A 14,896-nucleotide genomic window follows, 5' to 3' on the forward strand; every position below is an offset into this window, starting at 1 on the left:
ATTCATCCTCCTAGCTCCAAAAAGTTTAATCTTCATAAATAAAAAATAAGATTTAGGGAATATTTACCACTATGGACTATTTTTCGAGTTACATAGGAGGTTTATATGATACTTAGTAATGAACAATTAAAAGAAAGAGGACGTGAGTTTGCTTTAACTCAGGAAATTTTTGTGAACAATTTTTTAATTGTTCGTTATTGGCCAGGATTTCGAAAAGATATGGCTAATCTACATACGTTTGCAGAAAAACTGAGTAACAATAAAGTGAATTGTAGGCAACCAGCGGAAGACTGGCTACTAGATCACATTAATTTTATAGAGACTCAAGCTCAAGAAGTGTTAAGTAAGCTGCCACGGGAAACACTACATAAACTACCAAAATTAAATTCTACTGGGATGCCAAGAATATATGCACTTTGCAATGATTACTTAGAGCATGTGGGTGGTCGATATGAGGTCAACTCATTTGAAGGGTATATAAAAGCCTACCAAGAGGTATCTGTTCTAAAAGATCTAGAATGCTGGGCTTTGCCAAGTGCTATGCGAGTTACTTTAATACGCCGTTTGTCTGGAGTGATGGTTGAAGTACAACGTCGTCACGAAATATGTGATTCTATTACTTCAATTCTTGAAAAAATAACAAAGTTATCAGACGATAAAATTCGAATTTTATTGGATAGAGAAGCAAGTAAAAAACCGTTTGGTCCAATTGAAATTGTACATTTAGTGAGACATTTGAGCGAATTGGAACCGAATATGCATATCGTTCATGACTGGCTTGCAGCTCACATAGAGAATAGTGAATCTAGCATTGAGCAGATTGTTTCGTTTGAGAACCAATTGCAAGCAGACTTGCAAGTAAGTTGTGGGAATTTAGTTCAAAGCTTGCATAAGTTAGAGCGACAGCCATGGAGATTAACATTTACAAAAATTTCACATCTAGAACAATTTTTACTCTCTGATCCATCAACTATCGATTATAAAAGTTTAGATTTAGACAGTCGAGACATAATTCGTGGACGTGTTGCAGAGATTGCAAACCAGTTAAAAGTACCAGAAATTTTAGTAGCTGAGACAGCACTACATCTGGCCAAATCGAAAATAGTAGAGCCGGATCAAACAAATGTAATGCCGAGAAAGGCTTATATTGATTATTATTTGTTTGATGCCCAAGGAAACATAGAAATACGTAAAGCACTTTTGAAGAAAACTAGACCACGTATTCTTCCACAAATATCTTTACGAAAACGACCATTGTATTTGTATTTATCAACTGTAGCTTTATTGTTTATTGGAATATTGGTTCTCTCTGGTGGATGGATAACAGCTGGGGGATTCTTTCGACCTTTATCGTGGATAGCGATAATAGTAGCTCTTGTATTACCTGTTAGTGAGTGGGCTATAACGATTGCCCATAAATTAATTTGTCGATATAGTCGCACTGTAAAACTTTTAAGGTTTGATTATTCAGAAGAACTTCCGGAAGATGCTAGTACAATGGTCGTTATTCCAGTTATATGGTCAAACACCAAAGATGTAGATGAAGTAGTGGATCAACTTTTAGTTCATTATCTTGCAAATCGTCAAAATAATATTTATTTCGGTATTTTAGGTGATTTTACAGATGCGTTGACTGAATCAAAAGCTGAAGATCATGAACTATTGACATATGTTACTTCAAGGATCGATGCATTGTGTAAGGAATATGGGGAAGATAAATTTTTCTTATTTCACAGATCCCGACTTTACAATCCAACAGACAATCTTTATATGGGATGGGAGAGGAAACGTGGAAAAATAGTAGAGTTTGTTGAGTTATTGACTGGTAGTGATAATTCTAGTTTTACAACAATTCATGGAGATAAAGATATATTAAGGAAGATTCGATATGTTTTTACAATAGACCAAGATACCCAATTACCAATTGGAGTTGTTGGCCGAATGGCTGGGACCATTCATTACCCGTATAATCGACCACGATTAAATGCAGATGAAACACGCGTAATTGAAGGTTTCGGATTATTACAACCACGAGTAGGCGTGAGTTTTGACTCAACACAAAAGTCACGCTTTACTTCTTTATGGGCAGGGGAGCCAGGAATTGACCCGTATTCTTTTGCCGTATCAAACGTATATCAAGATTTGTTTGGTCATGCAATTTTTGTGGGTAAAGGTATTTTTGATGTAGAATCATTTCAAAAAACCTTGGTAAATCGGATACCGGATAATCATGTACTTAGTCATGATCTATTAGAGGGTGGGTTTCTTCGAGCAGGACTAACTTCTGATATTGAAGTTGTTGAGTCGTATCCGAGTTCCTTTTATTCATTCCAACATCGAGAGCATAGATGGATCCGAGGAGATTGGCAACTTATCAAATGGTTAGGAAAAAATTGTGTAGATCGTAATGGTGAAAATAAACGAGTTGATTTATGTGGATTAACACGTTGGCACATTATTGATAATTTGCGCCGCAGTCTACTTGCACCAGCTCTTTTACTAATTGCCTTACTAGGATTTAGTGTATTACCGGGTAAAGCTTGGGTTTGGGAAACAATCGTACTTTTAACTGTTTTTCTTCCCTTTCTTTTTTCACTTTTACATGGTGCAATTGGGAGAGGAAGCATTCGTGCAATAAAGATTAATTTTATGCAGAATCTGGTTAAATTTGTAACATTGCCGTTTACATCGGTTCTTGTAGTAGATGCTACTTTACGAACTCTTTACCGGCTATACATTAGCCGACGTAATTTGCTAGAGTGGGTCACATTTGCTCAGACTAGTAACAATCCTGCTACCAAAAGAGTCTTTATGTACGAGTCTATTGGATATGCAGTAATTATATTGTTTGGTCTATTGGCATGGTTTTCCAAAGGTACTTTAAATTACATATTTGGTACTGTGGAACTAATTATGTGGTCTTTAGCAAGGCCAATCATACAGCAATTAAATCGACCGTTAAAAGTTGAAAGTAGAGTTTGGTTGGATAAAGCACGTGCTGAATTAAAGGAATTAGCATTTCAAATTTGGTCGTTCTATGAAAAATATGTTACATCAGAAGAATCTTGGCTACCACCTGATAATGTACAGTATCTATCAAATGAAACCGTTGCCCATCGAACATCGCCAACAAATATTGGACTATATTTAACTTGTGTTGTAGCCGCTCGTGATTTAGATTTTATTGATACATCTAAAATGCTTGATCGAATCGAATTATCGATGAAAACCATTTCTAATATGGAAAAATGGAATGGACATCTGCTCAACTGGTATGATACATGCTCTGCAAAGCCGCTTTCTCCTCGATATGTTTCCACTGTTGATTCAGGAAACTTTATTGCTTATATGATGGTAGTAAGACAGGGACTAATAGAATGGAAAAAAAGAGAAGAAGAATTTCAATCTCGTATTGAAAATATTATTATTGAAATTAATCAACTCATTGAACTGACAGATTTCAGATGCCTATATAACAATGATGAACGCTTGTTTAGCCTTGGTTATCACGTTGACTCAAATCATAAAGATACGATTCTATACGATTTACTTGCTTCAGAAGCTAGGCAAGCTAGTTTCGTAGGGATTGCACTTGGTCAGATTCCTGTTTCTCACTGGTTTACACTTGCTCGTACTATGACAATTTTTAATAAGAAAAAGACACTATTGTCTTGGTCGGGAACAATGTTTGAGTACATGATGCCAAGCTTGATTATGCGGACACTTAAAAATACCATTTGGGAATCAACTTATCGAGGAGCTATTTATCGTCAACGCCAATATGCAGATAAATATCAACTCCCGTTTGGTATATCAGAAAGCGGATATTACGCGTTTGATTATCAATTAAATTATCAATATCGTGCATTCGGTGTTCCAGGGCTTGGACTTGAACGAGGTTTAGAGCGAAACCTGGTGTTAGCACCTTATGCAACCATTATGGCTATTCCATATGCAGGTGATGATGCTCTTTTGGCACTTCAAAAATTTAAAGAATATGGTGCAAAAGGTGAATATGGCTTTTATGAAGCTGTTGATTTTACAAAAGCTAGAATGCCTAAGGGGCAAGATTATAAAGTAATACAAAGCTTTATGGCACATCATCAAGGTATGAGCATGTTAACCCTTGTCAATTTATTGACTGATGATATTATGGTAAACCGATTCCATCATGATCCACGAGTTTGTGCAGCGGACTTGCTACTCCAAGAAAGAGTGCCAGTAAAAGCAGCATTAATTGAAAAACCAATAGGAATTGATGCAAAAGCTCCTGAATTTGATGGTAATTTGGATGACACTGAACGTACATTTACTGGGCCGAGCTCCATTCCAGAGGTTAATGTTTTGTCAAATGGACAATTAACTAGTGTAAACGCGAACGATGGAACAGGCATGATTTTATGGAATGGGTTAGCTGTCACAAGATGGAAAGAAGATCCTGTATCAGGAACTTCTGGGCCAATTATTTTTATTCATGATGTCAACTCTGAAGAAACTTGGAGTACATCAGGTTTCCCGTATGAGACAACGATTGATATGAAAACACAATTTCGTTTTGACAAAACTACTTATGAAGGAACGAAAGAAGGGATATCTTATAAACTTGATTTGACGATATCTTCTGAGATTGACGCAGAAATACGACGACTTCAAATAGTTAACAACAGTAGTGAAAATCGTACATTAGAAGTAACATCTTTCTTAGAGTTAGCGCTAGCAAGTCAGTCTGCAGATAGTGCACACCCAGCATTTAGTAAGCTTTTTATTGAAACTAGCTTCGATAAAAATGCACAATGTTTGCTAGCTAAGCGTCGTCCACGAGAGGATGAGGAGGATGAAATTTGGGCAGTTCACACAATTTTTGTAGATGGACGTGAGAAAGGCGATTACGAATTTGAAACAGATCGGGCAGAATTTATAGGTCGTGGTAATACTCTTGAAACACCAAAAGGTATTTACTCACATCTAAAAGGATCAACTGGTTCCGTTGTTGATCCGGCGTTTTCAATGAGGCGTTCATTACAATTGGGAACTAATGAGACCGCTACTATTTATTTTGTTACTGGTGTTACAAAAAGTCATGAACAAGCGCTTGAAATAGTACAGCGCTTTAGTGATTCTAAACATGTTGATCGAGCATTCCACTTGGCTTGGGTACGATCACAAATTGATCTTAGACATATGAATTTAACACCTAAGCAAGCTACTGATGCAAACGTGTTGGCGGGAAGACTTCTATTTAACCCACCGTTAACAAAAATTCGTAGTGAGGCAATTTCACACAATACATTGGGACAATCTTCCTTATGGCCTCTTGGTATTAGTGGGGACACGCCAATTATTTTAGTTTCCATCAAAAAAGAGTCTGATTTGCCCTTTGTTACGCTTTTAGCTTGTCAGCATCAATATTTAGTGAAGATGGGGTTAGCTATTGATTTAGTGGTATTAGATGAGACAATTGGCAATTATCAAGATCAGTTCATGAGGACTTTAAATGAAAATCTTATTTCTCGTGGAATCTATCACATGAATCGAATTGTTGTATTGAAGTCAACCCAGTTGTCAGAGGATGAAAGAAATTTACTCTTAGCTGTTGCCCGAGTAGTATTGAAAGCTGGAGGGCCAAGTTTACGTGCACAATTACGTCTATTAGAAAAAGATTTACATCCAATACGGAAAATCAAGGTTTCAAAACAAATACACCACGAGAAGCAAGCGATTAGTATCCCTATTGGTGAATTTTTTAATGGTAGGGGTAGTTTTATCGATGATGGCCATGCGTATCAAATGATTGTAAAAAACGGAGAGCATTTACCTAGACCATGGAGTAATGTAATTTCTAATCCAAGATTTGGATGCTTATTAACTGAATTAGGTACTGGATATAGTTGGTGGCGAAATTCCCGTGAATGTAAACTTACGCCTTGGAATAATGATCCGGTACTCGATCCTCCTGGTGAATGTCTTTATATAAGAGATCTTGGAACAAATCAAGTTTGGTCAACTACTCAAAAACCTGCGGGTGGTGATCGAACATATAAGGTTATACATGGTAGGGGATATAGTAGTTTCGAACAACTTGATGGAGATGTAGTTTCTACTATGGATACAACAGTTCCGTTAGATGATCCTTTGAAAATTATTAGACTTCGATTATTTAATAAAAGTGATAAATTAAAGAAGATAGCCATAACGTATTATGCTGAATGGGTTCTAGGGGTACTTAGAGAGGCTCAAGCACCATTCATTGTTACAGAATGGAATTTAGAAAATAGTACACTACTTGCACAAAACAAGTACCAAGAAAAGTTTCGTGACGCGATTGGTTTTATACATATTGCGCTTCCAGAAACGATAGCGAATTCTCATCATACGTATTCTTGGACGAGTGACCGTACAGAATTTATTGGGCGGGGCAATACATTAGAGTGTCCAATAGCATTATTAGAAGAAGCACTTAACAAGAAAACTGGTGTGTTTTCAAATTCTTGTGGGGCCGTACAAACTGTTATCGTACTTCCAGCTAACGAAGAAGTGACGATTAGCATATTGCTTGGTTGTGCAGCTTCCAAACAAGAAGCGTGTTCACTAGTACAGCAATACGGAAGGCCTTCTGCGTATGAAGAAACATTTTCAAACGTTAAAAAGTACTGGGAGAGTGCTCTTGGACAAGTGAAAGTTAAAACACCTGATCGAGCGATGGATATAATGATGAATGGGTGGCTTCTGTACCAAGCACTTAGTTGTCGATTATGGGCTCGCACTGCTTTTTATCAGGCAGGAGGCGCATTTGGTTATAGGGATCAATTGCAAGATTCACTAGCCTTTTTACATGTAGATTCGACTATATTAAAAAACCAAATACTTATAAACGCAGCGCATCAGTACCTTGAAGGTGATGTTCAACATTGGTGGCATGAAGAAACTCACAAAGGAATTCGAACGATGTTTTCTGACGATTTACTGTGGCTACCATATGCTGTTTCACGTTACATAGAACAGACAGAAGACCTAGAAATTCTCCAAAAAGAGGTACCATTTTTGTATAGTGAAGTGCTAAAAGAAGGTGAATTGGAGCGCTATGAGGATACTGTTGTATCTGATGAGAAGGGGACAGTGCTAGAACATTGTCTACGCGCGATTAAACATTCTTTGAAGTTTGGTGAACATGGTATTCCATTAATGGGAATAGGTGACTGGAATGATGGAATGAGTCGGATTGGTGCTAAGGGACGTGGGGAAAGTGTGTGGCTAGGTTGGTTTTTATTAGATATTTTAAAGAGGTTTTTGAAATTTGAAGAGGGTATCCTTTCACAAGATATCGTAAAGCAATTTGAACATGAAGTAGCTCAATTGGAAATAAACATGAATAAAAATGCTTGGGATGGTACTTGGTTCCGTCGTGCATTTACTGACGCAGGAACATGGCTTGGCTCAATGGAGAATACTGAGTGTCGAATTGATGCTATCGCTCAGTCTTGGTCAGTTATTGCTAACGGGACACCAATCGATCGTCAGGAAAGAGCAATGCGCTCATTTGATCGTGAACTTGTAGATCGAGATTTGAATCTGGCACGTTTACTAACCAAAGCATTTGATAAAACATATCCAGGTCCGGGGTATATACAAGGCTACCCACCTGGAATTCGAGAAAATGGCGGGCAATATACTCATGGAGTTATTTGGGGAATTGTAGCTTGGGCAATCTTAAATCGTCGTGATAAGGCATTTGATCTGTTCTCTATTTTAAATCCAATCTCACATACAAAAAATATTCGTGATATTAAAACATATGGAAATGAACCATATGTAATGTCGGCCGATGTCTACACAGCAAATCCACATGAAGGACGTGGAGGTTGGTCATGGTATACAGGTGCTTCTGGTTGGATGTACCAAGCAGGTCTAGAATATATTCTGGGAATCAAGTGTAGAGGAAACCGTTTATATATACAACCTTGTGTTCCTATAGAGTGGGACTCATTTAGTATTGATTACAGATATGGTGATTCGGTCTATTCAATTGAGGTTTTTTGTGGCCAAAACCAAGATGAACCAATATGGTTAGTTGATGGAAAAAAACAAGAAAATAGCGAGTACTTATTTCTCGAAAATGATGGGGAAAATCATCAAGTAGTAGTTTATGTAGGTATACAATATTCTAAAGTAATATAATTGAATGTAAAAAAGGAGTGCATTTTTTGCACTCCTTTTTAGTTGTTTAAAATTTATAAGTAGATTTATTTTTAAAATAAAATAGGTAACTCGAATGGATGAGGGTCGGTTAATTAGTGTGAATGATTTTATAGGGTTTGTGAGGATATATAATAAAAATTGATATAGAGATATGATAACGCATACTGCACATGTAGAGTGCGTGGCGCAACTCATTTTAAAGTAAGGCAGCAAGCCCATGTGGGCGCTGCCTTTTTTGCTTATAATAAAGGATCTCTAAAATTATAGTGAATTGTAACTTCACCTACAATATTACAAGTAATAGAGGTTGTGGGGCTTCATGTCGTCGTCGTAGCCATCCGTCATTTTGCATAGACGACCTTGGATTCCGTCTTGCCCGGTCTTTTTAATTTCCCAAAAGGATGGGAAAGTTATTAGTTAATGCTAAACATTCTTATGTAACTAAGAGCCTAGTTGAACCTCTTTTGGTAATACGATTTATTAAATTTACTTCACATTCTTTTAAAACTTTTTCAGAAGTGGGAAATTCATTTAATAGATATAAAGATACTTTAAAAATAAATCACCACGTACACGTCTATATTCAGGGAATATTTGATCTAACATAGTGTGAAATTGTAGCTTTGCTTGGACATACATACCAGTTATCGCCTCATGTTGTCTCGTTAAATGGCGTAGGTTTAAGAGATTAATTCCTCGTTTTTTATAGGGTTCTAATTCTTCTTTATAAAATAATTTACACAGATTAGAGGCATCCGTAGCATCAGTTTTAACTTTTCTTAGCTTGTTTTTTAGACTGTTGAGACACTAAAGGAGTAATCATAATATACAAGTAATTGTATTTCTCTAAGAATTGTATGACAGGTGCTTGATAATGTCCTGTGGACCAAGTAATTTTCTGAAAACACTGAAATAACTTGACAATTTTCAAGTGAATTGATATTGTTATAAAAAAATATTTCTTATCCAGAGAGGTGGAGGGACTGGCCTTATGAAACCTCAGCAACTGGTCTATTTAAGATACTGTGCTAATTCCATCGGGTAAAACTCCTGATAGATAAGAGTATTCATTTTATTTGTCAGTAACGCATTCTTTTTAGAGTGCGTTTTTGTTTTCTCTGGATAGTAACTAAAGGAGAGCAGCTATTATGGAATTAAGACATCTAAAAACTTTCAAATTTGCAGCAGATTACTTAAATTTTACAAAGGTTGCACAACAGTTAAACTTCACGCAACCTGCTGTAACCGCACAAATTCAGACGCTCGAAAAAGAATTGGAACAACAGCTATTTATACGGATTGGAAATAAGATCTTTTTGACACCTGCAGGTGAAATTCTTAAAACATATACGGATCAGCTTTTTCCCATAGTAGAGGAGATTGAATCATCATTCGCCGAACTTTCAAATTCGTACGGCAATGTAACGATTGCCGCTACTGAAGGCTTTTGGACGTATTATTTTCCTAATATCATACCTGAGTTACTGAAGCAATATCCCCAGGTACAGCTTAAGTTGATTTCCTGTAAAAGGGATGAAATTATAAAAGGGATAGAATCAAATAAATACGATATAGGGATTATTTCGGGCGAGTTATATAAAAATGGAATGACAAATATAGTGATTTCAGAGGACGACGAATTGGTTACAGTGGTTTCTAAAGAGTTATATGCTAAGTACCCGGTAGACCAATTACTGACGAAATTTCCTTTTTTACAACTCCAAGCTGATGGATGTTATGATACGAGGATCAGTAAATATTTCAGACAAATGAAACTCTTATCACAAAACGTAATAGAATTTGGAAGTTTAGAAGGAATCAAAATGGCAGTATTAAATAATATTGGGGTAGGGATGGGAGCCAGTGTCAGCCTAAAAGAAGAAATTAACAATGGTGATTTAGTTCCAATCCTAGTTACTGAGAACATAAAAATAAAAACCTCTATCATTACGTTGAAGGAAAAAGAAAACCTAGAAACAATTCAATCTTTTATTAATGTAATCCAAAAAAATTGGAATAGCATTTCTACTATGGCGTAAAAAAGCCGAACGATATTCTTTTAGTAGTGATATAACAGCAAGATTAGTAGGGAAGTAGTTACGTTATGACAGGTGGAACGGTTCCGATGCAATAACTTTAGACCAATTGCTATGAATCTCTAACTCTTGGACATACTGATACAATTATTCTAAAAAGCTGTGTTCGGTATGTAAAAACAAAATTTGTTCAAATGGAAGTATGTAGTCATATGATACGATTATTTTATTGTATAATAGCCTTTAATTAGAGAGTCAATCAATTGATAAAGAACATGATTATAATGTATCCGCATCTGCAATAATTGCTATTAAAGAACAAATGATAAATGACTCTTGAATAACATTTAAACAATTGGAAAAGTATAAGATTTTTATCTCCACTTAGCAAATAGCCTACCCATCATTTACAGATGAATAGGCTATTAAACTTATTTCAAGCTATAAGCCTTAATGACTTCTTAAGAAATCTTGTTTCCTTGATTTTCCAAAGCAGCTGCTCGTAATGATACATATTCAGCATTCTTCGGATTGTTGGTCTTGGCAATCCACTTGTTTTCGGCTGTTTGCTCGAATTTAACAGTCTCCTAGGACTCACCTTCATTAAAGGATAATCTGCTACACCTTCAAGTTTTGCAATAGATAGTTCGAGTGGAGTGGAAGGTGCCGCAAGTGCGTTACTGTTCATATCGGTCTCAACCTTATAATTCAGTGAATAGCATGGGAGTAAAGTTTGGCCTATTTGAGACCAGATTGTCCGTTCTGTATGCGTACTTAATGATGTTATCCAGCAATTCGGTTCTCGCTTCGCATCACTTACAAGACGGTATTATGTTTTTTCTTCTGGGACTGGTTTATTTAAAATAGTTTCCTTTTCCTTCTATAAGAAAAGTATTTCCTTTGTACAACTTAAGTGTTTGAAATTTTTTACGATTCCGCAGATGTGACCTGACCTATAGAGCCATTTCCTGAATCTGCCCAAGCAGGAATATCAAATTGTAAATTGTTCCCTTGGCGGTTAGGTGTCCAATAGCCTTGACCCAAACGCGGACGAACTATTGGAGAAACCAGTCTTCCTGAAGTTTTTGTCCCTTTTCATAAGTAACAAAAGGCTGAACTTGCCATGGACGGGATGGTACTCCTAATACTCTGGCTTGGTGAGACCAGAGAGTATCTTTCACTGCTGAAACCCACTCTGTTCGATCAGAAGGCAACTGCAGTGGTACAGAATTCATTAAATTAAAAGTGTCATTTTGATACGGACGTAAATCATAACGGACATCTTCACCAACTGCTTCACCATCTGATTTGTAACTCGTGTCGATCTTAACGAGTTCATTGTTAGATGGTTTATATTTTAAATTCTCTGGAATCTGGCCTTGGTGAACATCCACCAAATCATATACATACGGTGTATATGGTACACCTTCAACAAGCAGGTGCAGGTTACCGGAACGTGCTGCTGCAATCAATTTATCGCCTACAACCTTACTGATTCCAGTAACGGTAAGTGGGATGTTCGTGCCTCTTGGATTTCCTTTTTCATTTCCCATCAACGGAATGAATTCCTCTTCATTATAGTTTACGAGAATCATCAGTTTTGCACCCGCGGCAAGTGCCGTAGTGGCCTGTGCACGTGTTCCATCGAGTGTCTCTCTAAACGTACCTTGGATACGATCGACGACAACTACTTTGCCATTTGCGTCCAGACCCTCATAGTCAGCTGGTGTTCCTTTTCCTACATAAACCGTGTCTAAGTTATATTTACCATCAAGAGGTGTAGTTCCATACTCCAGTAAATCATCCAACACTGTTTCTTTAAACTGGATATCAAGTTGAGGTTTTATTAAATGCCAGCGAGTCAGAAATTCGAAGTCTCCTGTCTTAACTTTCTCTGTTGGTTGTGCATATATTTTATCGGTGTCTGCAGAAGTAAACCACACAAAGGTCAAATCATTGTTACCAAGGGTACGGTGGTATTGCAAGCGACTAAATTGTGTTTCTGTCTTCTTCGGCACTTCAGCTGAAATTTCTTTTGTATTTCGTGCATCAAGTTCCACGGTTTGAGGACCAGAACCGTCTACCTTGATTTCAGGATTACCGACTAATGCTACACTACCATGATCGGTGCCAAAGTCCAATTCTAGAACACCCGCGGCTGCATACGTACCAGGTGCTACACGAATTGTTTTTGTTCCGATTACATCAATCCATGTAGGTTTCATGTTTTCGCCAATGAGTCCGACTCTCATATATTCTTGCTCTCCATTAAAGCCCTTAGCGTTAAACGTTAGCGGATACTTCTCATCTTCTTTCTCTATGCCCATTGAAGTATGAGCCACTTGCTTGCCTTCAGAATCAGTTGCTGTTAGGTACCCCTCATAACGACCCCAGTTACCAAGCTTCGGATCTACTGTAACTGTTATTGTCTTTGTACCATTAGCTGGGACCGTGATCTTGCTCTCAGAAATGGTTAACATACCATTTGGTACAGCATCACCTTTTGTATTCTTAAGTTCTGCTTGAAGATCTAGAGTGACAGCGGAGTCACTGTCGTTTGTATACGTGACTGTTTTTTGTATAGGCTGCGCATGATTGTATGGCCACTGAAGGAAGCCAAACGACAGAGAACCCGTTGCACGAACAGTGCTGTTTAGAGCTGCAGGTACATCCAATCGGCCCGTACCGATATAATAAGGCGAGTAATCTAATCTTTTAGAGGTATTCATCAACGCTTCTTTTAGCTGAGTGCCATTCCACTCAGGATGCTTCTGCAGAAGGATCGCAGCAGCACCCGCCACATGTGGGGTTGCCATGGATGTACCACTCTTACTTATGTAAGATCCGCTTCCTTTTGTTAGTCCAGATCGAGCAGCAACAATCCCAGTACCTGGTGCAGATAGGTCAGGTTTCAATCCCCCATCTCCAAGACGAGGTCCTCTTGATGAGTAAGGAGCAATTTTGTCTGCCTTATCTACAGCACCGATCGTTAAAGCAGCATCTGCAGCTCCTGGTGAACCGATGGCTCCTTCTCTACCATCGTTACCAGCAGCAATAACAAATAGTGCACCTGTTTCTTCACTTAGGTTATTTACGGCTTGAGACAGCGGGTCTTTTCCGTCACTTTTCCCGCCTCCCAAACTCATGCTTACAATCTTGGCGTTGTGTGCAGCCCATTCCATACCGTCAAGAACCCATGAATCGAAACCGCGTCCTCCATTGTCTAACACTTTACCTACAAGCAAACGTGCTTCAGGAGCAACTCCTTTGTTCTTGCCATCAGAAGCAGCACCTGTCCCTAATACCGTTGAAGCAACGTGTGTACCATGCCCGTGAAAATCTTCAACAGTTTCTCCAGGTACAAAGCTTTTTGCCTCTTCTATTTGATTTACAAGATCGGGATGATTAGGATCGATGCCTGAATCAAGTACCGCTACCTTAACCCCTTTACCTGTAAAACCAGATTCCCAAGCCGTTGGGGCACCGATCTGAGGTACGCTTTGTTCTAATGTGGCTTCCACACGACCATCAAGCCAAATCTTTTCAATGCCATGGTCAAAGTTAGGTTTGACTTTCTGGGAAGCCTCAGGTGTAATATCCTTCCAGAACGTCTCCGCTTCTTTTTTAGATGTTGCAAGAGCGGCACCATTAATACTTTCTAACACACGAACCTTTTTTGCTCCTTTTGGGGCCTTCTTTGTTTGGACGGAGCTTGCTGTGGACTCTGTGTATTCCTTCTTTGTTTGGACGGAGCTCGCTTTGGACTCTGTGTATTCTACGATAACTGGCAGGGAAGAGAGACTTCTATCATCATAGCCGTCCGCTATTAATTTCGTTACATTAAACAAATCCTCGTCCAGTTTGTCAGCAGCCAGATAAGGTATAGCTGAACTTGGTACAACATACGTATCTTCTCCAAATGTATACATTTGTACTGCATCGTTCGGATCGACAGGTTCCACGTCTATGACACTTTTACCGTTTTCAATCTTTTTAACCTTAACGACGTCACCCGTAATTAAGGTAATCGTTTGTTCGTCGGAACCGCTCAAAGCGTTAACAACGGCAGCACTATTAAGTGTTTTGTCTAATGACGATTTATCATAGGCTTTTACGTTATAAGACGAAGAAGCAAAAACAACCGTAGATAAAGAGGCAGCTAAAAACGTATTCAATTTCATTTTTTTCATCATACATCCTCCTAGTAGATATGAATAAGTTACAAATGTTGAGAAATATCTTAAAGTAGAATTGAATAGTGTAAATTAAGAGATTCCTAACAGGTTAAAAGAAACACCTTCTGGACCAATTACCGATTCTGTATCAGAGATATGTAGTTTCTAGCTGTATATGAAATGAATTGGTAACATCGAATTTAATAGATTTGTATATCTTTTTGCTCTTTTGCTATTACTTTAGTGGAAAGTACCGAATGAATATTGAGGCTGCTGAAAAATGCCATAGAAGTTGCTTTCTTAATTAATGAATAATTTTGATAGACTTTTCAGAATACTAGTAATCAACTGTCCCTTTCTTAAAATTTTGAATTTCCCATACTGATTTTGCCTCTTATTAGAATAATAGTTTCAGTATGTCTAAGATTTAGAGATTCATTGCAAGTGTTGATAAGCTGCTTTAGTTCGAGTTCTTGGCTACTGCATCTT

4 protein-coding genes, 2 pseudogenes and 1 riboswitch are annotated in these 14,896 nt (G+C 37.7%); of the genes and pseudogenes, 3 read left to right on the forward strand and 3 right to left on the reverse strand.

Going from position 1 to position 14,896, the window contains the following annotated elements; translation table 11 throughout:
* Positions 1–105 precede the first annotated feature (105 nt).
* Positions 106–8,175 carry a glycoside hydrolase family 94 protein gene (locus CN514_RS00210; RefSeq protein WP_098230801.1) on the forward strand — a complete coding sequence of 2,690 codons (8,070 nt, stop codon included), beginning with the start codon at positions 106–108 and terminating at the stop codon, positions 8,173–8,175.
* Positions 8,176–8,498: 323 nt separating this feature from the next.
* A pseudogene (locus CN514_RS25220) lies at positions 8,499–8,585 on the forward strand (formylglycine-generating enzyme family protein); the annotation flags it as partial.
* A gap of 80 nt (positions 8,586–8,665) precedes the next feature.
* Here the strand turns inward: CN514_RS25220 and CN514_RS25225 are convergent.
* A pseudogene (locus CN514_RS25225) lies at positions 8,666–9,082 on the reverse strand (IS110 family transposase); the annotation flags it as partial.
* Between the two features lie 73 nt (positions 9,083–9,155).
* A riboswitch (SAM riboswitch) is annotated at positions 9,156–9,260 on the forward strand.
* 84 nt (positions 9,261–9,344) lie between these two features.
* Here CN514_RS25225 and CN514_RS00220 point away from each other — a divergent pair.
* A complete protein-coding gene (locus CN514_RS00220) occupies positions 9,345–10,235 on the forward strand; it encodes a LysR family transcriptional regulator (protein ID WP_098230804.1) in 891 nt (296 codons plus the stop codon).
* Positions 10,236–10,668: 433 nt separating this feature from the next.
* On the opposite strand, the gene CN514_RS00225 is transcribed toward CN514_RS00220, so the two are convergent.
* Both CN514_RS00225 and CN514_RS00230 read right to left on the reverse strand, forming a co-directional pair.
* On the reverse strand, positions 10,669–10,920 hold the full coding sequence (locus tag CN514_RS00225; protein ID WP_098230806.1) for a hypothetical protein: 252 nt from the start codon (positions 10,918–10,920) through the stop codon (positions 10,669–10,671).
* A 367-nt stretch (positions 10,921–11,287) separates the two neighbouring features.
* On the reverse strand, positions 11,288–14,425 hold the full coding sequence (locus tag CN514_RS00230) for a S8 family peptidase (RefSeq protein ID WP_353652047.1): 3,138 nt from the start codon (positions 14,423–14,425) through the stop codon (positions 11,288–11,290).
* Positions 14,426–14,896: the final 471 nt, after the last annotated feature.

It is taken from the genome of Bacillus sp. AFS001701, assembly GCF_002559405.1.
Lineage (GTDB): Bacteria > Bacillota > Bacilli > Bacillales > Bacillaceae_G > Gottfriedia.